Here is a 21,467-nt window from a genome sequence, read left to right as displayed (position 1 = left end):
TACTGCATCGTACAGTTCCCTCTCCCCTCCGGGGAGAGGGTTAGGGTGAGGGGCGTTGAACATTTTTTCAGCGCCTTTTTTATTTACGCGTGGAAAGGAAATCCCTGCGCAAACGTTTTCTTTTTCTGTTAGAATTCGCCCCGAACTGGATGACAGGGCGTTTAATCGTGGGACACATATGGTCTGGATTGATTACGCCATCATTGCGGTGATTGGTTTTTCCTGTCTGGTAAGCCTGATCCGTGGCTTTGTTCGTGAAGCGTTATCGCTGGTGACATGGGGTTGTGCTTTCTTTGTTGCCAGTCATTACTACACTTACCTGTCTGTCTGGTTCACGGGCTTTGAAGATGAACTGGTCCGAAATGGAATCGCGATTGCGGTGCTGTTTATCGCAACGCTGATTGTCGGCGCTATCGTGAACTTTGTGATAGGTCAGCTGGTCGAGAAAACCGGTCTGTCAGGGACGGACAGGGTGCTCGGGATCTGTTTCGGCGCGCTGCGAGGCGTGTTGATTGTAGCCGCGATACTGTTCTTCCTTGATACCTTTACCGGGTTCTCAAAAAGTGAAGACTGGCAAAAATCGCAGCTCATTCCTGAGTTCAGCTTCATCATCAGATGGTTCTTTGACTATCTGCAAAGCTCGTCGAGTTTCTTGCCCAGAGCTTAACGAGGAAAAGACGAATGTGCGGTATTGTCGGTATCGCCGGTTTCATGCCGGTTAACCAATCTATTTATGACGCGTTATCGGTGCTTCAGCACCGTGGTCAGGATGCTGCGGGTATCATCACCATTGATGCACACAACTGCTTCCGTTTACGCAAGGCAAACGGCCTGGTAAACGATGTGTTTGAAGCCCGCCACATGCAGCGTCTGCAAGGTAATATGGGGATTGGTCACGTTCGTTATCCTACTGCTGGCAGCTCCAGCGCCTCCGAGGCTCAGCCTTTCTACGTCAACTCACCGTATGGCATCACGCTTGCCCACAATGGCAACCTGACCAACGCCCATGAGCTGCGTAAAAAGCTGTTCGAAGAGAAGCGCCGCCACATTAACACCACGTCTGATTCTGAAATCCTGCTCAACATCTTCGCGAGCGAGCTGGATAACTTCCGCCACTATCCGCTGGAAGCCGACAACATCTTCGCCGCCGTAGCCGCGACTAATCGCCTGATCCGCGGCGCGTATGCCTGCGTGGCGATGATTATCGGTCACGGGATGGTTGCCTTCCGCGACCCGAACGGCATCCGTCCGCTGGTGCTCGGCAAGCGCGATCTGGGCGACGGTCGTACCGAATACATGGTTGCCTCTGAAAGCGTGGCGCTGGATACCCTGGGCTTTGAGTTCCTGCGCGACGTCGCGCCGGGTGAAGCGGTCTACATCACCGAGAAGGGCCAGCTGTTTACCCGCCAGTGCGCGGATAACCCGGTCAGCAACCCGTGCCTGTTCGAATACGTTTACTTTGCCCGTCCGGACTCCTTCATCGACAAGATTTCCGTGTACAGCGCGCGCGTGAACATGGGCACTAAGCTTGGCGAGAAGATTGCCCGCGAGTGGGACGATCTGGATATCGACGTGGTCATTCCTATTCCGGAAACCTCCTGCGATATCGCGCTGGAAATCGCCCGCATTCTGGATAAACCGTACCGTCAGGGCTTCGTGAAGAACCGCTACGTTGGCCGTACCTTTATCATGCCGGGCCAGCAGCTGCGCCGTAAGTCCGTGCGCCGCAAGCTCAACGCCAACCGCGCGGAGTTCCGCGACAAGAACGTGCTGCTGGTGGACGACTCTATCGTGCGCGGCACCACCTCTGAGCAGATTATCGAGATGGCGCGCGAGGCCGGTGCGAAGAAGGTCTACCTGGCGTCTGCGGCACCGGAAATTCGCTTCCCGAACGTGTACGGCATCGATATGCCAACCGCTAACGAGCTTATCGCTCACGGTCGCGAAGTGGATGAAATTCGCCAGATCATCGGCGCGGACGGCCTGATTTTCCAGGATCTGAACGATCTGATCGACGCGGTGCGCGCCGAGAACCCGGACATTCAGCAGTTCGAATGCTCGGTGTTTAACGGGGTGTACGTCACCAAAGACGTCGACCAGCAGTATCTTGACTATCTGGACTCGCTGCGTAACGACGATGCTAAAGCCGTTCAGCTGCAAAACGATCTCGAAAGTTTAGAGATGCACAACGAAGGGTGATCCTGCCGCAGGTGAGGGCGCATGCCCTCACTTGCAACTCCCCGTAAAATCCTGCACAGTCAGCCCTGAAATCAGTAAGGGCGAGAATCATGAAACGACTCATAGTAGGGCTTAGCGGTGCCAGCGGCGCGATTTACGGCGTGCGCCTGTTACAGATTTTGCGCGACGTCGCCGGGGTGGAAACCCATCTGGTGATGAGCCAGGCGGCGCGCCAGACGCTCTCTCTGGAAACCGATCTGTCTCTGCGCGACGTGCAGGCTCTGGCCGACGTGGTTCACGATGCCCGTGATATCGCCGCCAGCATCTCGTCAGGCTCGTTTAAAACCGCTGGCATGGTAATCCTGCCGTGTTCCATCAAAACGCTCTCCGGCATTGTGAACAGCTATACCGACACCCTGGTGACCCGCGCGGCGGATGTGGTGCTAAAAGAGCGCCGTCCGCTGGTGCTGTGCGTGCGTGAAACGCCGCTGCATCTGGGGCATCTGCGCTTAATGACCCAGGCGGCGGAGCTGGGCGCGGTGATCATGCCGCCGGTTCCCGCGTTTTATCATCGCCCGCAGTCGCTCGATGACGTGATTAACCAGACGGTTAACCGCGTGCTGGATCAGTTCGATATCGACCTGCCTGAAGATCTCTTCACCCGCTGGCAGGGCGCATGACGTTATGCACGCTTAGCGTGCATGATAAGGCACGTTGCCCTGTTTCAGGGCAATTATGCAACCGCGATCATATCCTCGACATTTAATTCGTTTTTTCCCTTTTTCTCTCTGCGGTTCGTTCGGCAGACCTGCTATCTTTCACCATTAAGGCAATATCGCAACGTTTTATTAACATATTTAACGTCGAATTTTCGACCCGACGGCAATGTGGCATAAGACCTGCAAGAGAAGCCTGCAACACAACACACAACACAATACATAATAAAATCACGGTTCTTGAGGGTAAATGTATGAAGAAGACGGTTCTGGCTCTGTCTTTACTCGTGGGGTTAAGTGCAGCAGCAGGTAGCTATGCGGCGCTTCCACAGACGGTTCGTATCGGTACAGACGCAACCTACGCGCCATTCTCCTCGAAAGATGCGAAAGGCGAGTTCGTAGGGTTTGATATCGATCTGGGAAATGAGATGTGCAAACGCATGGAGGTGAAGTGCACATGGGTGGGCAGCGACTTCGACGCGCTGATCCCGTCGCTGAAAGCCAAGAAAATTGACGCCATTATCTCCTCACTCTCAATCACCGAAAAACGCCAGCAGGAGATTGCCTTCTCTGAGAAGCTCTACGCGGCGGACTCGCGTTTGATTGCGGCGAAAGGCTCCCCAATCAAGCCAACCATCGACTCGCTGAAAGGCAAGCATGTGGGCGTGCTGCAAGGTTCAACGCAGGAAGGTTACGCGAATGCGAACTGGCGCGAGAAGGGCGTCGACGTGGTGGCGTACCAGAACCAGGATCTGATTTATTCCGATCTGGCGGCCGGACGCCTGGACGCGGCGTTCCAGGATGAAGTCGCGGCGAGCGAAGGCTTCCTGAAACAGCCTGCGGGCAAAGAGTACGCCTTTGCGGGCCCGTCCGTTAAGGACAAAAAATACTTTGGCGACGGCACCGGTATTGGCCTGCGCAAAGATGATACCGAGCTGAAAGCGGCGTTCGATAAAGCCTTTACCGAGCTGCGCAAAGACGGTACCTACGACAAACTGGCGAAGAAATACTTCGATTTTAACGTCTACGGCGACTGATCGTTACGGACGGGGCTGCACCATGGCGGGGAGCCGTCATGGTGCGTTACGGGTGTTATCTCACCATTATGGTGCATTCGTGCTTAATTAACGCTCAGGGAGTGCATAGTTAAGCATTCAGGGTGCAAATATTCCCATCGTTGAGGCATTATCTTTTGCCTTAACCATGGGATTGATGGCACATTAACGCCACCCCGTCGTTGTAAAAATCCCGTAAGAATCCAGTCTGTTGAGGATAGATATGAAAAAACTGATGTTGTCCCTTTCTCTGGTGCTGGCCGTTTCCAGCGCGAGCGCGGCTTTTGCTGCCATTCCACAAAAAATTCGTATTGGTACCGATCCGACCTATGCTCCATTCGAATCGAAGAATGCGAAGGGCGAACTGGTTGGTTTTGACATCGATCTGGCTAACGAGCTGTGCAAACGTATCAAAGCGCAATGTACCTACGTTGAAAACCCGCTGGATGCGCTGATCCCGTCGCTGAAAGCTAAAAAAATCGACGTGATTATGTCTTCTCTCTCCATCACCGAAAAACGCCAGCAGGAGATTGCCTTCACCGACAAACTCTACGCGGCGGACTCTCGTCTGGTGGTGGCAAAATCTTCTGATATCCAGCCAACCCTCGACTCCCTGAAGGGCAAGCGCGTAGGCGTGTTGCAGGGGACGACGCAGGAAACTTACGGCAACGAACACTGGGCGCCGAAGGGCATCGAAATTGTCTCTTATCAGGGCCAGGAAAATATCTACGCTGACCTGACCGCAGGCCGTATTGATGCAGCGTTCCAGGATGAAGTCGCGGCGAGCGAAGGCTTCCTGAAACAGCCTGTGGGCAAAGATTACAAGTTTGGCGGTCCGTCCATTAAGGACGAAAAACTCTTTGGCGTTGGCACCGGTATGGGGCTGCGTAAAGAGGACAACGAACTGCGCGAAGCGCTGAACAAAGCCTTTGGCGAAATGCGTGCTGACGGCACGTATGAAAAGCTCGCGAAAAAGTATTTTGATTTCAACGTATACGGCGGCTAATCGCCCCGTCTAATAACGTGCGGCCCCTCCCGTGAAGGGAGGGGAAAAGACACGGTTTCACTACTCACGATACGACAGGGCACGCGGTATGCTGTACGGATTTTCTGGCGTTATTTTACAAGGCGCGCTGGTCACCCTTGAGCTGGCATTAAGCTCCGTGGTGCTGGCCGTGCTGATAGGTCTGGCAGGCGCGGGTGCGAAGCTGTCGGCCAACAAACCGCTGGCGCTGATTTTTGAAGGCTACACCACGCTTATTCGCGGCGTGCCCGATCTGGTGCTGATGCTGCTGATTTTCTACGGCCTGCAAATTGCCCTCAACGGCGTAACTGACGCGATTGGTATGAGCCAGATTGATATCGATCCGATGGTGGCCGGTATCATCACGCTGGGCTTTATCTACGGCGCGTACTTCACCGAAACCTTCCGTGGCGCCTATATGGCCGTCCCGAGAGGCCATATTGAAGCGGCGACCGCCTTCGGTTTTACCTCCTCACAGACGTTTCGTCGGATCATGTTCCCGGCGATGATGCGCTTCGCGCTGCCGGGTATTGGTAACAACTGGCAGGTTATCCTTAAAGCCACCGCGCTGGTTTCGCTGCTTGGCCTGGAAGATGTGGTGAAAGCCACCCAGCTTGCCGGAAAGAGCACCTGGGAGCCGTTCTACTTTGCCGTGGTGTGCGGCGTGATTTATCTGGTCTTTACGACTGTCTCCAATGGTGTGCTGCTTCTGCTCGAACGTCGCTACTCCGTGGGTGTGAAGAGGGCTGACCTGTGATTGATATTCTTCAGGAATACTGGAAATCGCTGCTGTGGACGGACGGCTACCGCTACACCGGCGTGGCCATTACGCTGTGGCTGTTAATTTCTTCCGTGGTGATGGGCGGCGTGCTGGCGGTGTTTCTCGCCATCGGCCGCGTGTCGAACAACAAATTTATCCGCTTCCCGATCTGGCTGTTCACCTATGTGTTTCGCGGAACGCCGCTGTACGTGCAGCTTCTGGTGTTTTACTCCGGGATGTACACCCTGGAGATCGTGAAAGGCACCGAGATGCTCAACGCCTTCTTCCGCAGCGGGCTGAACTGTACGGTGCTGGCGCTTACGCTCAACACCTGCGCCTATACCACCGAGATTTTCGCGGGTGCCATTCGCTCCGTGCCGTACGGTGAGATTGAGGCCGCGCGCGCGTATGGCTTCTCCTCGGTGAAGCTCTACCGCTGCATTATTCTGCCGCCGGCCCTGCGTATCGCGCTGCCTGCCTACAGCAACGAAGTGATTTTGATGCTGCACTCCACCGCGCTGGCCTTTACCGCCACGGTGCCGGATCTGCTCAAAATCGCCCGAGATATTAACTCAGCGACCTACCAGCCATTTACCGCGTTTGGCATTGCGGCAGTGCTGTATTTGATTATTTCGTATGTCCTGATTAGCCTGTTCCGCAAGGCTGAAAAACGCTGGTTGCAGCATGTAAAACCTTCGACGCACTGAGAATGTATATGGCTGAGAACAAATTAAACGTTATCGATTTGCACAAGCGCTACGGCGAACATGAAGTGCTGAAAGGGGTTTCGCTTCAGGCGAATGCAGGCGATGTAATCAGTATTATCGGCTCCTCCGGATCGGGTAAAAGCACCTTCCTGCGCTGCATTAACTTCCTCGAAAAGCCGAGCGAAGGCTCGATTGTAGTGAGCGGTCAGAACATCAACCTGGTGCGCGATAAAGACGGCCAGCTGAAGGTGGCGGACAAAAACCAGCTGCGCCTGCTGCGCACCCGTCTGACGATGGTATTCCAGCACTTTAACCTCTGGAGCCACATGACGGTGCTGGAGAACGTGATGGAAGCGCCGGTTCAGGTGCTGGGCCTGAGCAAGCAGGAAGCCCGCGAGCGCGCGGTGAAGTACCTTGCGAAAGTGGGGATCGACGAGCGTCAGCAGATGAAGTACCCGGTGCATCTCTCCGGCGGCCAGCAGCAGCGCGTCTCCATCGCCCGCGCGCTGGCGATGGAGCCGGAAGTGCTGCTGTTTGATGAACCCACCTCGGCGCTTGACCCTGAGCTTGTTGGCGAAGTGCTGCGCATCATGCAGAAGCTGGCCGAAGAGGGCAAAACCATGGTGGTGGTGACGCACGAAATGGGCTTCGCCCGTAACGTTTCCAACCACGTGATTTTCCTGCATCAGGGGAAAATCGAAGAGCAGGGGCACCCGGACGAGGTGCTGGCGAACCCGCAAAGCCCGCGCTTGCAGCAGTTTTTGAAAGGGTCGTTGAAGTAGTTTTTGCCCTTCTCCCTCTCCCTGTGGGAGAGGGTGGGGTGAGGGCATCAGGCCGCAGTGCCGCCCAATCGACCGGGTGTTCACCCTCTCCCTGTGGGAGAGGGACGGGGTGAGGGCATCAAGCCGCACTACACTCCAGCCGATACACCCAGTCGTCATACCGCACGCCGTTAATCTCGTATGCCTTTTCCAGCACCTGGGTGCGCACAAACCCGGCCTTCTCCAGCACCCGTACCGACCCGCCGTTATCCGCCAGCACGTAGGCGTTAATCGCCTTCACGCCCGTCCGGGTAAACGCGTAATCACACACCGCGTGCAGCGCCTCGCTGGCGATACCTTTTCCCTGAGCGGCAGGCACCACCGTATAGCCGATATCCGCCTCTTCGGGATTTTCCGCGCTGATTTGCAGGCCAATATCACCAAGCGGTGTATCATCCCCATGAAGACGGATCACAAAAACATGCGCAGCGGTCAGCCTTGCGGCAAACACGCGGCGAGTCTCTTTTTCTGACGCGATAGCCGCCATATAACGCATGATGTCGGGGTCTTCACGCAGCGTGCGGAAGAACGCCCAGTCGGAGGGTTCAAAAGGAGTGAGATGAAGCCGGGGAGTAGTGATCGTTGCCATAGTGACGCTGCCCTGCGAAAGAGTTCTGGCGTATCACCTTAACATATTCACCGCACTACATCCGCCAGCGCTTCTTCTAAATCATACCAGCGGAAGGCAAACCCGGAGGCTTCGAGCCGTTTCGGCAGCGCGCGCTGCCCGCCCAGCACCAGCACCGAGGATTCCCCCATCAGTAAGCGAATGGCGGCGGCCGGGACGCGTAACACCGCCGGGCGATGCAGCGCGTGGCCGAGCGCGTGGGCGAACTGCTCGTTGCGCACCGGATAGGGCGATACCATGTTAAACGGCCCGCGCAGATCGTTATCCAGCAGCCAGAGAATACCGTTGATCATATCTTCAATGTGGATCCACGCCAGATACTGCCGCCCGCTGCCAATCGGCCCGCCAAGACCGAGGCGGAACGGCGGGAGCATCTTCGCCAGAATGCCGCCCTTCGGCGCGAGCACCACGCCGGTGCGCAGCAGGCAGACGCGGGTGGCGTCGCTCTGTGCGCCGCAGGCGATACGCTCCCACTGGGCGCAGAGCTTATGGGTAAATTCATTGTGCGGAGGCTCTTCTTCGGTCACGACGACTTCACCCAGATCGCCGTAGTAGCCCGCCGCAGAGCCGGAAATGAACACCGACGGCGGATTACTGCTGCTTTGAAAAAGCGCGACCAGCCGCTCGGTGATCGCCCAGCGGCTGTTGCACAACCGCTGTTTTTGCTCCTGGGTCCAGCGCTTGTCGGCAATCGGCTCGCCCGCGAGGTTAATCACCGCGTCGAAGCCGTCGAGATTTTGCTGCCCGTCCAGACCTTTCCAGAGGTCGACGCCGGGGCCGAGCGCCTGACGCGCCTTTTCCGGGCTGCGGGTGACCACGGTGACGTCATGGTGCAACGCTTGCAGGCGTGGAACGAGATGACGACCAATCAGGCCGGTGCCGCCGGTCAGCAAAATCTTCATACAACCTCCAGATTAGTCCTCGCGCTGCCAGCTTAGCGTCATGGAGACCGAGTCGGCGTAGCGCAGGGCGTGAAGTTTATCGATCTCCACTTCAGCATACGTGACCCAGTGATGTTCCCGTGCGATATCGAGCACATCCTGGGTTAATTTTTCCAGTAACGAGAAGCGGTTGCTTTCAACGTACTGGATGATGCTTTTGGTGATGGTGCGGTAGTTCAGCGCGTCGTTAATGTCTTCACTGGCGCGCGCCTTGTCCGCCGGGTAGTGGATAACCACATTCACAACGATATCCTGGCGGTTGGCAATTTCTTCTTCCTTGATACCGATAAACGTGCGTAAGCGTAAGTTTTTAATACGAATAATAGCGTCATGCTGCGACATTGCAGGTCTTCTCCGTGTCGTTATTTCCTCCATGATACATGAGGAGATAACGCGCGCCCAACCGGGCACACGGTTAAATCTGCTGGGCTTTTTGCAGGGCGCGTTCGGTGGCCGGGCGCGTGCGGATGCGCTCAAACCAGTTATTCACCGCCGGGAAGCTGGCTAAATCAATCCGGTGGCGCTCGTGCGTGTTGATCCACGGCCAGCAGGCGATATCCGCAATGCTGTAATGGTCGCCACCGAGCCACGGGGATTTCTCCAGCCGGCGGTTTAGCACGCCGTACAGCCGCTGCGTTTCCACCTGATAGCGCTCGATGGCGTAGGGAATGAGCTGGGGCGCATACGAATTAAAGTGGTGATTCTGCCCAAGCATTGGCCCCAGCCCGCTCGACTGCCAGAACAGCCATTGCAGCGTGTGGTGGCGCTCGCGCAGCTCGCCGCTGAGCAGCTGCCCGGTTTTTTCCGCCAGATAGAGCAAAATCTCGCCCGATTCAAACAGGCTCAGCGGCCTGCCGCCGTCGGCGGGGGCGTTATCGACAATCGCGGGAATTTTATTGTTGGGTGAAATCGCCAGGAAATCCGGCCTGAACTGATCCCCCTTACTGATATCAACCCGAATGATTCTGTAATCAAGCTTAGCTTCTTCCAGAAAGAGGGCGATCTTGTGGCCGTTCGGCGTAGGGGCATAGTAGAGGTCTATCATTCTTATCTCCTGAGCGTGCAAATGTTGAGGGGATAAAATTGAGTATAGGTGCTTGTTGTAAATCGTGAGTTTTCATCAAGTGACAGCGACGCAAAGAGATTATATGTTGAGTGAAAACCCGCCAGTCGATGAGGAAATCATGAACCAACCCGCAATAGCGCTGTGGTCCGACAGCAATTATTTTTCGCCTTATGTCATGAGCGTGTACGTTGCCTTAGCCGAAAAAGGGCTGTCATTTACGCTGAAAACCGTGGATTTGGACAGCGGCGCGCACCTGAAGCCGGACTGGCAGGGCTACGCGCTGACACGTCGGGTGCCGGTGCTGGAAATCGACGGCTTTGAGCTGAGCGAATCCTCGGCGATCGCGGAGTATCTCGAAGAGCGATTCTCGCCGCCGGAGTGGGAGCGCATCTATCCTCACGATCTGCAAAAGCGCGCGCGTGCGCGTCAAATCCAGGCGTGGCTGCGCAGCGATCTGGTGCCGATCCGCGTCGAGCGTTCAACGGACGTGGTATTCGCCGGCGTGAAAAAGCCGCCGCTCAGCGAAGAGGGGCTGGCCAGCGCGCGCAAGCTTATCGATACCGCCTCCTTGCTGCTCGCTCACGGCAACCCGAACCTGTTTGGTGAATGGTGTATCGCCGATGCCGATCTGGCGCTGATGCTCAACCGCCTGGTCCTTAACGGCGATGACGTGCCGCAGCTGCTGGTGGATTACGCCACCTTCCAGTGGCAGCGCGCGTCGGTGCAGCGTTATGTGGCGCTTTCCGCCCGGCGTGCGGGCTGATAAGCGCAGCCGCTTGAGGTATCATAAGGGCAGTCTGATTTTCGAAGGAGTAACTGATGAAACTGATGTTTGCATCGGATATCCACGGGTCGCTGCCCGCGACGGAGCGCGTGTTGTCTCTGTTTGCACAAAGCGGCGCGCGGTGGCTGGTGATTCTGGGGGATGTGCTAAATCACGGCCCGCGCAACGCGCTGCCGGAAGGCTATGCCCCGGCGCAGGTGGCGGAAAGGCTCAACGCGGTAGCGGATAAAATCATTGCGGTGCGCGGGAACTGCGACAGCGAGGTCGATCAGATGCTGCTGCATTTCCCGATTACCGCCCCGTGGCAGCAGGTGCTGCTCGACAGCGGTCGCCTGTTTTTGACCCACGGTCATCTTTTTAGCCCGGATAATCTCCCGGCGCTGGCGACTGGCGATGTCCTGGTTTACGGTCATACTCATATTCCGGTTGCTGAAAAATGCGGGGCGATTTATCACTTTAACCCTGGCTCGGTGAGCATCCCGAAAGGGGGATATTCCGCCAGCTACGGAATGCTTATCGATAATACCTTAAGCGTAATCGCACTTAATGATCAGCAAGTTATTGCGCAGGTAACGATTAATCCGTAAGTTACACCACAACTGTAAACGCGCCGAGAGAGCGCTTAAACGAGAAGGTTTCCCGATGGTGGAGCAGAGTCATTTGGCAAGTACAGAATGGGTAGATATTGTCAGCGAAGACAATGAAGTGATCGCGCAGGCCAGCCGCGAGCAGATGCGCGCAGAGCGCCTGCGTCACCGTGCAACCTATATCGTTGTTCATGACGGCATGGGCAAAATTCTGGTTCAGCGACGCACGGACACTAAAGATTTTCTGCCCGGAATGCTGGATGCCACCGCAGGCGGCGTGGTGCAGGCAGATGAAGTGCTGCTGGATTCCGCCCGCCGTGAAGCGGAAGAAGAGTTAGGTATTGCCGGCGTGCCGTTTGCCGAGCACGGGCAGTTCTACTTTGAAGATGAACACTGCCGCGTCTGGGGCGGGCTGTTCAGCTGCGTTTCCCACGGGCCGTTTGCGTTGCAGGAAGAAGAGGTCAGTGAAGTCAGCTGGATGACGCCGGAAGAGATCACCGCCCGCTGCGATGAGTTCACGCCGGATTCCCTGAAGGCGCTGGCGCTGTGGATGACCCGGAACGCGAAGAACGAATCGGCTAAACCTGAAGTGAAAGCGGAAAAAGAGGAAGAGGCCGAGTAGGTCTTTTCAGCATTAAAAAAGGCGACTAGTAAGTCGCCTTTTTTGTTGGCCCGGTAAGCGTTAACGCCACCGGGCTTTTTAGCATTACTGCTGCTGCGAAGACTGGATCGCCGTCAGCGCGATGGTGTAGACGATATCGTCAACCAGCGCACCACGGGACAGGTCGTTCACAGGTTTGCGCATACCCTGAAGCATTGGCCCGATGGAGATCAGGTCAGCAGAACGCTGTACCGCTTTGTAGGTGGTGTTACCGGTGTTCAGATCCGGGAAGATGAACACGGTAGCGCGACCTGCAACCGGAGAGTTCGGCGCTTTGGATTTCGCAACGTCAGCCATCACGGCGGCGTCGTATTGCAGCGGGCCGTCGATCATCAGGTCAGGACGTTTTTCCTGCGCCAGACGCGTCGCTTCACGCACTTTCTCTACGTCGCTACCTGCACCAGAGGTACCGGTGGAGTAGGAGAGCATCGCCACGCGAGGTTCGATACCGAAGGCAATCGCGGAGTCCGCAGACTGGATTGCGATTTCAGCCAGCTGTTCTGCGGTTGGATCCGGGTTGATCGCGCAGTCGCCGTAAACGTAAACCTGTTCAGGCAGCAGCATGAAGAACACGGAAGAGACCAGAGAGCTGCCCGGTGCAGTTTTGATCAGCTGCAACGGTGGACGAATGGTGTTCGCGGTGGTGTGAACGGCACCGGAAACCAGACCGTCAACTTCGTCCTGCTCCAGCATCAGCGTGCCCAGCACTACGTTGTCTTCCAGCTGCTCGCGCGCAACCGCTTCGGTCATGCCTTTGCTCTTACGCAGCTCAACCAGACGGGCAACGTAGCTTTCGCGAACCACTTCAGGGTCAACGATTTCGATGCCTGCGCCCAGCTCAACGCCCTGAGACGCCGCCACGCGGTTGATCTCGTCAGGGTTACCGAGCAGCACACAGGTCGCGATGCCGCGCTCTGCACAGATAGCTGCCGCTTTAACGGTACGTGGTTCGTCGCCTTCTGGCAGAACAACGCGTTTGCCCGCTTTACGCGCCAGCTCGGTCAGCTGGTAACGGAAGGCTGGCGGAGACAGACGACGGCTACGCTCGGAGGTTGCGGTCAGGGATTCGATCCAGTCTGCGTTGATGTAGCCCGCAACGTATTCCTGAACTTTCTCGATACGCTCGTGGTCGTCAACCGGCACTTCCAGGTTGAAGCTTTGCAGGCTCAGAGAGGTCTGCCAGGTGTTAGTGTTTACCATGAAGACCGGCAGGCCAGTGGCGAACGCGCGTTCGCACAGCTTGCTGACGCGTGGGTCCATCTCGTAAGCACCGGTCAGCAGGATCGCACCGATTTCCACGCCGTTCATCGCGGCCAGGCAGGCTGCAACCAGCACGTCTGGACGGTCTGCGGAGGTCACCAGCAGGGAGCCTGCGCGGAAGTGTTCCAGCATGTGCGGAATGCTACGCGCACAGAAGGTCACGGACTTCACGCGACGGGTGTTGATGTCGCCTTCGTTAACGATGGTCGCGTTCAGGTGGCGCGCCATGTCGATTGCGCGGGTGGCAATCAGATCGAAGCTCCACGGCACCGCGCCCAGCACTGGCAGCGGGCTGGAATCCTGCAATTTAGCCGGATCCACTTTAACCACTTTCGCTTTAGAGGAGTCGTCGAAGATTTCAGACAGGTCAGGGCGAGTACGGCCCTGCTCATCAACCGGTGCGTTCAGTTTGTTAACGATAACGCCGGTGATGTTGCTGTTTTTCGCGCCGCCAAAGCTGCTGCGGGTCAGTTCGATACGCTCTTTCAGCTGCTCTGGGGTGTCGGTACCCTGAGACATCACGAAGACGATTTCCGCGTTCAGCGTTTTCGCGATTTCGAAGTTCAGAGACTGGGCGAACTGATGTTTACGCGTTGGCACCAGGCCTTCAACCAGTACCACTTCCGCGTCCTGCGCGTTAGCGTGGTAGTTGGCGATGATCTCTTCCATCAGCACGTCTTTCTGGTTGCTGGAGAGCAGAGACTCAACGTGGCTCATCTTCAGCGGTTCAGCCGCTGGCAGATTGGAGTTCTTGCGAACGATGCTGGTGGTCTGGTCTGGCGCATCGCCACCGGCACGAGGCTGGGCGATTGGCTTAAAGACGCTCAGACGAACGCCTTTGCGTTCCATAGCACGGATCACGCCAAGGCTGACGCTGGTCAGGCCGACGCTGGTTCCGGTAGGGATCAGCATAATAGTACGGGACACGGTTTATCCTCTTTCGTTACCGCCGACATGTGGCGGGTTACAAAACAGCACCGCCAGCTAGGCTGGCGGTGTGGAATCAGGCAGTCAGACGGTTCGCGTCTTGCGCGATGACCAGCTCTTCGTTAGTTGGAATAACGATAGCAGGGCGGGTGCCTTCTTTGTTGATGAAGCCAGACTTGCCGAAACGGGCAGCCAGGTTACGCTCGTGATCAACTTCGAAGCCCAGAACGCCCAGTTTGCCCAGAGACAGTTCACGCACCATCGCTGCGTTTTCACCGATACCACCGGTGAAGATAACCGCGTCCAGACGACCGTCCATCAGCGCAGTGTAAGAGCCGATGTATTTCGCCAGACGGTGGCAGTAAACGTCCATTGCACGTTTAGCGTCAGCTTTTTCCGCGTAGTTGTCTTCAACATAACGGCAGTCGCTGGTGACTTCGGTCAGACCCAGCAGGCCAGACTCTTTGGTCAGCATTTTGTTGATGTCATCAACGCTCATGCCCAGGGTGTCGTGCAGGTGGAAGATAATCGCCGGGTCGATGTCACCGGAACGGGTACCCATCACCAGACCTTCCAGCGGGGTCAGACCCATAGAAGTATCAACACATTTACCGTTACGGATAGCGGAAACAGAACCACCGTTGCCCAGATGGCAGGTGATGATGTTCACTTCTTCAACCGGCTTGTTCAGCACTTTTGCCGCTTCCTGAGTCACGTAGAAGTGGCTGGTCCCGTGTGCGCCGTAACGACGAACACCGTGCTCTTTGTACAGGCTGTACGGCAGGGCGTAGAGGTAAGACTCTTCCGGCATGGTCTGATGGAACGCGGTGTCGAACACGGCCACGTTTTTGTCTTTCAGATTCGGGAAGGATTTCAGTGCTTCGGCGATACCGATCAGGTGAGCCGGGTTGTGCAGCGGTGCGAAGGACGCAGAGTCTTTGATGCCCTGAATCACAGATTCGTCGATCACGACGGAACTGGTGTATTTTTCGCCGCCGTGGACGATACGATGACCAATCGCAGTCAGCTGAGCAGACAGTTCTGGTTTTTGTGCCAGAATAGTGTTAACGATAAAGTTCAGCGCTTCACTGTGAGCGGCGCCTGCACCTAAAGCCGCTTCTTGTTTGCTACCGTCCATCTTCCACTTGATACGTGCTTCTGGAAGGTGGAAACATTCGGCCAAACCAGAGAGGTACTCGTCACCGTTGAGCGCATCGATGATGGCGAATTTCAGTGAGGAGCTACCGCAGTTCAGAACCAGTACTAACTTACTCGACATGGAAGTACCTATTATTGATACGTGGCTAAAAAAACGTCAGTGAGTCGTGAAGCGTAACGCAAGCAGACCCGGACGTTTATGATTAACATCATGCCGAACGAACATTCTGGCATGATGGAAGAAATATCTATGATTTTATGCCATTTTGAACATTTTTCAGGCAATGGCATAATATGCAATAATTTGACGATTGAATGATTGTCGTCTAAGGCCCTATCAGGCTGGCACAGAATACCTGATACGGGGTAGCGATGACAAAATATTTTGAACGTTGTCATAGCTTGTTGTGGTTTTGCACGAAAATTTTAATTTTTATATGTGAAGTTGAGGTACAGCCATGTCGACACCAGAAATCCCCTCCGTAAGCTTTTTCAGCCTGTTTCGTCGGGGGCAGCATTACGCTAAGACGTGGCCGATGGAAAAGCGCCTTGCGCCTATGTTTATTGAGAATCGCACCATCCGCGCCACGCGCTATGCGATTCGCTTTATGCCGCCGGTGGCTATCTTCACGCTCTGCTGGCAGATCGCCCTGGGCGGGCAGCTTGGCCCGGCCGTTGCCACCGCGCTGTTTGCGCTCAGCCTTCCCATGCAGGGGCTGTGGTGGCTAGGCAAGCGTTCGGTGACGCCGCTGCCACCAACAATTTTACACTGGTTTTATGAAGTGCGTGGAAAACTTGAAGAGGCCGGGCAGGCGCTGGCACCTGTCGAAGGCAAGCCGGATTACCAGGCGCTGGCCGATACCCTCAAGCGGGCATTTAAACAACTTGATAAAACATTCCTCGATGATTTGTGATTGATCATCGAAACGACTATTAAAAGAAGGCACAGTAACGCGCAGTTACCGTGTCTTTTTTTTCAAGTGCTACGCGCTACAGGAGTCGAAAGATGGAAATGACCCATGCTCAACGTCTGATTTTGTCTAACCAGTACAAAATGATGACAATGCTTGATCCCGACAACGCTGCGCGCTACAGCCGCTTGCAGACTATCGTCGAACGTGGATTTGGTTTGCAGATGCGCGAACTGGACCGCGAGTTCGGCGAGCTTAAGGAAGAAACCTGCCGCATCGTGATCGACATTATGGAGATGTATCACGCGCTGCACGTCTCCTGGACCAACCTCAAAGATCGGCAGTCCATCGACGAGCGCCGCGTGACTTTCCTCGGCTTCGACGCCGCAACGGAAGCGCGCTATCTGAGCTACGTCCGCTTTATGGTCAACACTGAAGGGCGTTACACCCACTTCGATGCAGGCACGCACGGTTTCAACGCGCAAACCCCAATGTGGGAAAAATACCAGCGCATGCTGGGCGTATGGCACTCCTGCCCGCGCCAGTACCATTTAAGCAGCAACGAAATTCAACAAATCATTAATGCCTGACGGAGGTGCGTGTGCAGTGTAAAGGTTTTCTGTTTGATCTGGACGGTACGCTGGTGGATTCGCTGCCGGTTGTGGAGCGCTCGTGGTGCCATTGGGCCGACAGGCACGGCATTGACCATCAGGACGTATTAGATTTCATCCATGGCAAACAGGCCATTACCTCTTTACGCCACTTCATGGCGGGAAGCACAGAGGATGCGATCCAGGCCGAGTTCAAATACCTTGAGCAGATTGAAGCGACCGACACCGACGGCATCACCGCGCTGCCCGGCGCGCGCGAACTGCTTAAGCATCTGAACGAGGCGCAGATCCCGTGGGCGATTGTCACCTCCGGCTCTGTTCCCGTTGCTCATGCCCGCCACAAGGCTGCGGGCTTGCCTACGCCGGACGTCTTTATTACCGCCGAACGCGTTAAGCGCGGAAAGCCAGAACCTGACGCGTTTTTACTGGGCGCTGAACTGCTGGGGCTGGCGCCTGAAGAGTGCGTGGTGGTTGAAGACGCGGCGGCCGGCGTGCTGGCCGGGTTAAACGCGGGCAGCCATGTGATTGCCGTGAACGTGCCCGCCGACTCACCCCGGCTGAACGAGGCCGATTTTGTGCTGGACTCGCTCACGGCGCTTGAGGTGTCGAAAGCGCCAGACGGAAGCGTAACCGTCTCGCTAAAAAAGTAATCCTATGATTTAGCCCCACTTTGTTGGGGCTTTTTTATGGCACACTCTTTTCTCATCCCTGATTTCTCTGACAAGGAAATGTTGTGAACGGTGAACTGATTTGGGTACTGAGCCTGCTTTTTATCGCCATTATTCTTTTTGCTACAGGCAAGGTCCGCATGGATGCGGTGGCCCTGTTTGTCATCGTCGCCTTCGTGCTGAGCGGTACGCTCACCCTTCCGGAAGCCTTCTCCGGTTTTAGCGATCCTAACGTTATCCTGATTGCCGCGCTGTTTATTATCGGCGACGGGCTGGTGCGCACGGGCGTGGCGACCATCATGGGATCGTGGCTGGTAAAAGTCGCGGGCAGCAGCGAAACCAAAATGCTGATCTACCTGATGCTGACCGTCGCCGGGCTGGGGGCGTTTATGAGCTCCACCGGCGTGGTCGCGATCTTTATTCCGGTGGTGCTCAGCGTTTCCATGCGGATGCAGACCTCGCCGTCGCGCCTGATGATGCCGCTGAGCTTCGCCGGTCTTATCAGCGGCATGATGACCCTGGTCGCCACGCCGCCTAACCTGGTGGTTAACAGTGAACTGATCCGCGAGGGGCTGGAGGGGTTTAGCTTTTTCAGCGTGACGCCGCTTGGGCTGGTGATCCTGGTGCTGGGGGTGATTTACATGCTCCTCACCCGCTTTGCGCTGAAGGGCGAAAAGCAGGATAAATCGAAAGACGGCTGGAAGCGGCGCACCTTCCGCGATCTGATCAAAGAGTACCGCTTAACCGGGCGGGCGCGTCGGCTGGCGATTCGTCCCGGCTCGCCGATGGTCGGCCAGCGTCTGGACGATCTCAAGCTGCGCGAGCGCTACGGCGCGAACGTGATCGGCGTGGAGCGCTGGCGCCGTTTCCGCCGGGTGATCGTTAACGTGAACGGGGTGTCTGAATTTCGCGCGCGGGACGTGCTGCTGATTGATATGTCCACCGCCGACGTTGACCTGCGCGAGTTTTGCAGCGAACAGCTGCTGGAGCCGATGGTGCTGCGCGGGGAGTATTTCTCCGACCAGGCGCTGGACGTTGGCATGGCGGAAGTCTCTCTGATCCCGGAATCGGAGCTGCTGGGCAAAACGGTGCGTGAAATCGGCTTTCGAACCCGCTACGGCCTGAACGTGGTCGGCCTCAAGCGCGACGGCGTGGCGCTGGAAGGGGCGGTGGTGGATGAGCCTATCCTGCTCGGAGATATTTTCCTGGTGGTGGGCAACTGGAAGCTGATCGGCCAGCTGGGGCAAAAGGGGCGCGATTTTGTGGTGCTCAATATGCCGGTTGAGGAGAGCGACGCCTCCCCGGCACACAGCCAGGCACCGCACGCTATCTTCTGTCTGGTGCTGATGGTGGCGCTGATGCTGACCGACGAAATCCCTAATCCCATTGCCGCGATTATTGCCTGTCTGCTGATGGGAAAATTCCGCTGCATTGACGCCCAGAGCGCCTACAAGGCGATCCACTGGCCGAGCATCATTCTTATCGTCGGGATGATGCCCTTTGCGCTGGCGCTGCAAAAGACCGGCGGGGTGGATCTGGTGGTCAAAGGACTGATGGACATCGGCGGCGGCTATGGCCCGTATATGATGCTGGTCTGTTTGTTCGTGATGTGCGCGTCGATTGGCCTGTTCATTTCAAACACCGCGACCGCCGTGCTGATGGCGCCTATTGCGCTGGCGATGGCGAAATCGATGGGCGTTTCCCCGTACCCGTTTGCGATGATGGTGGCGATGGCGGCCTCCGCGGCCTTTATGACGCCGGTTTCATCCCCGGTGAACACGCTGGTGCTGGGGCCGGGGAACTATACCTTCAGTGACTTCGTTAAGATCGGCGTGCCCTTCACCGTGCTGGTGATGGTGGTATGCGTGGTGTTGATCCCCGTGTTGTTCCCGTTCTGAGGACGTTGCCGGGTGGCGGCTGCGCCTTACCCGGCCTACCTTCCCGTAGGCCCTGCAAGCGCAGCGCCGCCGGGCGACAGTCAGAGGGGCGAATCCTGGCTAATCTCATCCAGCGATAAATGGAAGCTCGGCACAAACACCTGCATAAAATAGTCCATCTCTTCGCTGCGGCGGGATTCCAGCGTTTTTTCCAGACGCGTTTTCGCCAGTAAGAATTCGTTATTTCCGGCAGAGAGCTCTTCCAGGCATTTCAGGTAAGCGCACAGCGCGTCGGCCTGCTTGACCAGCGACGTTTCATCTTCCGTGTATTGATGCTCATCGATGAGGGGTTCGAAGATATCGCGCAGTTCGTCCGGGACCATCTCAATCAGTTTCTGCTGGGCAATCTTCTCGATCGCCTTATATTCCTGCGCAATCTGCGAGTTGAAGTATTTCACCGGGGTCGGCAGATCGCCGGTCAGCACTTCTGATGCATCGTGGTACATCGCCAGCAGGGCGATACGTTCCGGGTTCACCTGGCCGTTAAATTTGCGGTTTTTGATCGCCGCCAGCGCGTGAGCGACCATCGCGACCTGGAGGCTGTGTTCGGACACGTTTTCCGTGCGTACGTTCCGCATCAGCGGCCAGCGGTTAATCAGCTTCAGGCGGGAGAGGTGGGCAAAAAAATGGCTCTGACTCATAGGTTACCTTTTGTCTTCACTGCGACGGACTTTATTGTGGGGGGAGGGGAGGGAAGATGCAAATCTAGGAGTGGGGAAGCCGGGCAGGCGCAGCGCCGCCCGGCGACAAAAGCGGTTACTGGTGATACCCGGACAGGAAACGCCCGAAGCGGCTGATGGCCATTTCAAGATCGTCTTCACGCGGCAGGGTCACGATACGCACGTGATCCGGCCACGGCCAGTTAAACGCCGTCCCCTGAACCAGCAGCACTTTCTCCTGAAGCAGGAAATCGAGCACCATTTTCTGGTCATCGTGGATATTGAAGCGTTTGGCATCAATTTTCGGGAACATATAAAGTGCGCCGTTTGGCTTCACGCAGGAAACGCCCGGAATATCGTTGATTAACTCCCACGCGCGGTTGCGCTGCTCATACAAACGTCCGCCCGGGGTGATAAATTCGCTGATGCTCTGATAACCGCCCAGCGCGGTCTGGATCGCATGCTGCGCCGGAACGTTGGCGCACAGGCGCATCGAGGCCAGCATTTCCAGCCCTTCGATATAGCCCTTAGCGTGTTTTTTCGGGCCGTTCAGTACCATCCAGCCCTGACGGAAGCCCGCCACGCGGTAGGTTTTGGACAGGCCGTTAAACGTGACGGTCAGCAGATCCGGGGCAAGAGCGGCGATGGAGTGGTGCTGCGCGGCGTCGTAGAGGATCTTGTCGTAAATCTCGTCGGCGTAAATGATCAGGTTGTGCTGACGAGCGATCTCCACGATCTCCAGCAGCAGCTCTTTCGAGTACACTGCACCGGTCGGGTTGTTCGGGTTGATGATCACGATACCGCGCGTGCGCGGGGTGATTTTGGCGCGGATATCGTCCAGATCCGGGAACCAGCCGGACGATTCATCGCACAGGTAATGTACCGCTTTGCCGCTGGACAGAGACACGGCGGCCGTCCACAGCGGGTAATCCGGTGCCGGAACCAGCATTTCATCGCCGCTGTTCAGCAGCGCCTGCATCGCCTGCACGATCAGCTCGGACACGCCGTTACCGATATAAATATCTTCTACCGTAACGTCACGCATTCCACGCGCCTGGTAGTGCTGCATGATGGCTTTACGGGCTGAGTAGAGTCCTTTGGAGTCGCAATAACCCTGGGCGGTTGGCAGGTTGCGGATCACATCAACCAGGATTTCATCCGGCGCTTCAAAACCAAACGGCGCGGGGTTACCAATGTTGAGTTTCAGAACCTTGTTGCCTTCTTCTTCAAGGCGTTTGGCCTCTTTGAGAACCGGGCCGCGGATGTCGTAACAGACGTTATCTAGTTTGCTGGATTTTTCGATAGGGGACATGAACCTTTAACCTTTTGCTATTATTGCCACTCCCTGCCGTGGAAGTCAGCACGGAACAATGTACTCCCACCTCGCTGCGTTTTGAAGGGCGAGCAG

At 56.3% G+C, this 21,467-nt stretch carries 23 protein-coding genes; 15 read left to right on the top strand and 8 right to left on the bottom strand.

What is annotated here, in order from left to right:
- Positions 1–178 precede the first annotated feature (178 nt).
- From cvpA to hisP, 8 genes are all read left to right on the top strand, one after another.
- On the top strand, positions 179–667 hold the full coding sequence (gene cvpA / locus ACSVHP_RS14800; RefSeq protein WP_045327894.1) for a colicin V production protein: 489 nt from the start codon (positions 179–181) through the stop codon (positions 665–667).
- A 14-nt stretch (positions 668–681) separates the two neighbouring features.
- Positions 682–2,199, top strand: a complete 1,518-nt coding sequence (gene purF, locus ACSVHP_RS14795) for an amidophosphoribosyltransferase (protein ID WP_417315248.1) — start codon at positions 682–684, stop codon at positions 2,197–2,199.
- Positions 2,200–2,288: 89 nt separating this feature from the next.
- The gene (locus ACSVHP_RS14790; RefSeq protein ID WP_234675394.1) at positions 2,289–2,858 is read left to right on the top strand and encodes a UbiX family flavin prenyltransferase; all 570 of its coding nucleotides are present in this window, start codon (positions 2,289–2,291) and stop codon (positions 2,856–2,858) included.
- 290 nt (positions 2,859–3,148) lie between these two features.
- On the top strand, positions 3,149–3,931 hold the full coding sequence (gene argT, locus ACSVHP_RS14785; protein WP_447552282.1) for a lysine/arginine/ornithine ABC transporter substrate-binding protein ArgT: 783 nt from the start codon (positions 3,149–3,151) through the stop codon (positions 3,929–3,931).
- Between the two features lie 241 nt (positions 3,932–4,172).
- Entirely contained in the window at positions 4,173–4,955 is a 783-nt protein-coding gene (gene hisJ, locus ACSVHP_RS14780) for a histidine ABC transporter substrate-binding protein HisJ (protein ID WP_447552281.1), read from the top strand.
- 88 nt (positions 4,956–5,043) lie between these two features.
- A complete protein-coding gene (locus ACSVHP_RS14775; RefSeq protein WP_234675397.1) occupies positions 5,044–5,730 on the top strand; it encodes a histidine ABC transporter permease HisQ in 687 nt (228 codons plus the stop codon).
- Complete coding sequence (locus ACSVHP_RS14770) at positions 5,727–6,440, top strand: ABC transporter permease (protein ID WP_447552280.1); 714 nt, start codon at positions 5,727–5,729, stop codon at positions 6,438–6,440. Before ACSVHP_RS14775 ends, ACSVHP_RS14770 begins: the two co-directional genes overlap by 4 nt.
- An 8-nt stretch (positions 6,441–6,448) precedes the next feature.
- The gene (gene hisP / locus ACSVHP_RS14765) at positions 6,449–7,222 is read left to right on the top strand and encodes a histidine ABC transporter ATP-binding protein HisP (RefSeq protein ID WP_028016220.1); all 774 of its coding nucleotides are present in this window, start codon (positions 6,449–6,451) and stop codon (positions 7,220–7,222) included.
- 118 nt (positions 7,223–7,340) lie between these two features.
- On the opposite strand, the gene ACSVHP_RS14760 is transcribed toward hisP, so the two are convergent.
- From ACSVHP_RS14760 to yfcG, 4 genes are all read right to left on the bottom strand, one after another.
- A complete protein-coding gene (locus ACSVHP_RS14760; protein ID WP_234675399.1) occupies positions 7,341–7,850 on the bottom strand; it encodes a GNAT family N-acetyltransferase in 510 nt (169 codons plus the stop codon).
- A 47-nt stretch (positions 7,851–7,897) separates the two neighbouring features.
- Positions 7,898–8,791, bottom strand: a complete 894-nt coding sequence (locus ACSVHP_RS14755) for a TIGR01777 family oxidoreductase (protein WP_417315245.1) — start codon at positions 8,789–8,791, stop codon at positions 7,898–7,900.
- A 12-nt stretch (positions 8,792–8,803) separates the two neighbouring features.
- Complete coding sequence (folX, locus tag ACSVHP_RS14750) at positions 8,804–9,172, bottom strand: dihydroneopterin triphosphate 2'-epimerase (RefSeq protein WP_234675401.1); 369 nt, start codon at positions 9,170–9,172, stop codon at positions 8,804–8,806.
- A 73-nt stretch (positions 9,173–9,245) separates the two neighbouring features.
- The gene (gene yfcG, locus ACSVHP_RS14745; RefSeq protein WP_234675402.1) at positions 9,246–9,875 is read right to left on the bottom strand and encodes a GSH-dependent disulfide bond oxidoreductase; all 630 of its coding nucleotides are present in this window, start codon (positions 9,873–9,875) and stop codon (positions 9,246–9,248) included.
- 139 nt (positions 9,876–10,014) lie between these two features.
- On the opposite strand from yfcG, the gene yfcF reads away from it, so the two are divergent.
- The 3 genes from yfcF to yfcD are packed head-to-tail and all read left to right on the top strand — an operon-like array spanning position 10,015 to position 11,889.
- Positions 10,015–10,659 carry a glutathione transferase gene (gene yfcF / locus ACSVHP_RS14740; protein ID WP_447552279.1) on the top strand — a complete coding sequence of 215 codons (645 nt, stop codon included), beginning with the start codon at positions 10,015–10,017 and terminating at the stop codon, positions 10,657–10,659.
- Between the two features lie 56 nt (positions 10,660–10,715).
- Complete coding sequence (gene yfcE, locus ACSVHP_RS14735; RefSeq protein WP_447552278.1) at positions 10,716–11,267, top strand: phosphodiesterase; 552 nt, start codon at positions 10,716–10,718, stop codon at positions 11,265–11,267.
- A 55-nt stretch (positions 11,268–11,322) separates the two neighbouring features.
- A complete protein-coding gene (gene yfcD, locus ACSVHP_RS14730; RefSeq protein WP_234675405.1) occupies positions 11,323–11,889 on the top strand; it encodes an NUDIX hydrolase YfcD in 567 nt (188 codons plus the stop codon).
- Positions 11,890–11,973: 84 nt separating this feature from the next.
- On the opposite strand, the gene pta is transcribed toward yfcD, so the two are convergent.
- Together pta and ackA are read right to left on the bottom strand one after the other, a co-directional pair.
- The gene (gene pta / locus ACSVHP_RS14725; protein WP_234675406.1) at positions 11,974–14,115 is read right to left on the bottom strand and encodes a phosphate acetyltransferase; all 2,142 of its coding nucleotides are present in this window, start codon (positions 14,113–14,115) and stop codon (positions 11,974–11,976) included.
- A 76-nt stretch (positions 14,116–14,191) separates the two neighbouring features.
- Positions 14,192–15,394, bottom strand: coding sequence for an acetate kinase (gene ackA / locus ACSVHP_RS14720; protein ID WP_214605674.1), 1,203 nt, complete (start codon positions 15,392–15,394; stop codon positions 14,192–14,194).
- 337 nt (positions 15,395–15,731) lie between these two features.
- Here ackA and yfbV point away from each other — a divergent pair, with 337 nt between their 5' ends.
- The 4 genes from yfbV to ACSVHP_RS14700 all read left to right on the top strand — a co-directional run bounded on the left by yfbV (position 15,732) and on the right by ACSVHP_RS14700 (position 19,361).
- Positions 15,732–16,187 carry a terminus macrodomain insulation protein YfbV gene (gene yfbV, locus ACSVHP_RS14715; protein ID WP_234675407.1) on the top strand — a complete coding sequence of 152 codons (456 nt, stop codon included), beginning with the start codon at positions 15,732–15,734 and terminating at the stop codon, positions 16,185–16,187.
- A 92-nt stretch (positions 16,188–16,279) separates the two neighbouring features.
- Entirely contained in the window at positions 16,280–16,774 is a 495-nt protein-coding gene (locus ACSVHP_RS14710) for a YfbU family protein (RefSeq protein WP_447552277.1), read from the top strand.
- Positions 16,775–16,785: 11 nt separating this feature from the next.
- Positions 16,786–17,445 (top strand): sugar phosphatase, encoded by a 660-nt coding sequence (locus tag ACSVHP_RS14705; RefSeq protein WP_447552276.1) that lies wholly within the window; start codon positions 16,786–16,788, stop codon positions 17,443–17,445.
- A gap of 83 nt (positions 17,446–17,528) precedes the next feature.
- Positions 17,529–19,361, top strand: coding sequence for an SLC13 family permease (locus ACSVHP_RS14700; protein ID WP_417315237.1), 1,833 nt, complete (start codon positions 17,529–17,531; stop codon positions 19,359–19,361).
- An 80-nt stretch (positions 19,362–19,441) separates the two neighbouring features.
- Here the strand turns inward: ACSVHP_RS14700 and yfbR are convergent, their stop codons facing one another.
- Entirely contained in the window at positions 19,442–20,041 is a 600-nt protein-coding gene (gene yfbR / locus ACSVHP_RS14695) for a 5'-deoxynucleotidase (RefSeq protein WP_234675410.1), read from the bottom strand.
- A gap of 115 nt (positions 20,042–20,156) precedes the next feature.
- The gene (gene alaA, locus ACSVHP_RS14690; protein WP_417315235.1) at positions 20,157–21,371 is read right to left on the bottom strand and encodes an alanine transaminase AlaA; all 1,215 of its coding nucleotides are present in this window, start codon (positions 21,369–21,371) and stop codon (positions 20,157–20,159) included.
- Positions 21,372–21,467 lie beyond the last annotated feature (96 nt).

It is taken from the genome of Enterobacter sp. 186315 (assembly GCF_053290175.1).
Note: the sequence above shows the minus strand (reverse complement) of the source record. Positions and strands in the feature narration are given on the sequence as shown.

Excerpts from the sequence above, each read along its gene's own strand:
- yfcF (WP_447552279.1), top strand. The coding sequence starts at position 10,015 with ATGAACCAACCCGCAATAGCGCTGTGGTCCGACAGCAATTATTTTTCG.
- ACSVHP_RS14790 (WP_234675394.1), top strand. The coding sequence starts at position 2,289 with ATGAAACGACTCATAGTAGGGCTTAGCGGTGCCAGCGGCGCGATTTAC.
- folX (WP_234675401.1), bottom strand. The coding sequence starts at position 9,172 with ATGTCGCAGCATGACGCTATTATTCGTATTAAAAACTTACGCTTACGC.
- hisJ (WP_447552281.1), top strand. The coding sequence starts at position 4,173 with ATGAAAAAACTGATGTTGTCCCTTTCTCTGGTGCTGGCCGTTTCCAGC.
- ACSVHP_RS14755 (WP_417315245.1), bottom strand. The coding sequence starts at position 8,791 with ATGAAGATTTTGCTGACCGGCGGCACCGGCCTGATTGGTCGTCATCTC.
- hisP (WP_028016220.1), top strand. The coding sequence starts at position 6,449 with ATGGCTGAGAACAAATTAAACGTTATCGATTTGCACAAGCGCTACGGC.
- yfcD (WP_234675405.1), top strand. The coding sequence starts at position 11,323 with ATGGTGGAGCAGAGTCATTTGGCAAGTACAGAATGGGTAGATATTGTC.
- alaA (WP_417315235.1), bottom strand. The coding sequence starts at position 21,371 with ATGTCCCCTATCGAAAAATCCAGCAAACTAGATAACGTCTGTTACGAC.
- purF (WP_417315248.1), top strand. The coding sequence starts at position 682 with ATGTGCGGTATTGTCGGTATCGCCGGTTTCATGCCGGTTAACCAATCT.
- argT (WP_447552282.1), top strand. The coding sequence starts at position 3,149 with ATGAAGAAGACGGTTCTGGCTCTGTCTTTACTCGTGGGGTTAAGTGCA.
- yfbV (WP_234675407.1), top strand. The coding sequence starts at position 15,732 with ATGTCGACACCAGAAATCCCCTCCGTAAGCTTTTTCAGCCTGTTTCGT.
- cvpA (WP_045327894.1), top strand. The coding sequence starts at position 179 with ATGGTCTGGATTGATTACGCCATCATTGCGGTGATTGGTTTTTCCTGT.
- yfbR (WP_234675410.1), bottom strand. The coding sequence starts at position 20,041 with ATGAGTCAGAGCCATTTTTTTGCCCACCTCTCCCGCCTGAAGCTGATT.
- ackA (WP_214605674.1), bottom strand. The coding sequence starts at position 15,394 with ATGTCGAGTAAGTTAGTACTGGTTCTGAACTGCGGTAGCTCCTCACTG.
- yfcE (WP_447552278.1), top strand. The coding sequence starts at position 10,716 with ATGAAACTGATGTTTGCATCGGATATCCACGGGTCGCTGCCCGCGACG.
- ACSVHP_RS14710 (WP_447552277.1), top strand. The coding sequence starts at position 16,280 with ATGGAAATGACCCATGCTCAACGTCTGATTTTGTCTAACCAGTACAAA.
- ACSVHP_RS14775 (WP_234675397.1), top strand. The coding sequence starts at position 5,044 with ATGCTGTACGGATTTTCTGGCGTTATTTTACAAGGCGCGCTGGTCACC.
- yfcG (WP_234675402.1), bottom strand. The coding sequence starts at position 9,875 with ATGATAGACCTCTACTATGCCCCTACGCCGAACGGCCACAAGATCGCC.
- ACSVHP_RS14760 (WP_234675399.1), bottom strand. The coding sequence starts at position 7,850 with ATGGCAACGATCACTACTCCCCGGCTTCATCTCACTCCTTTTGAACCC.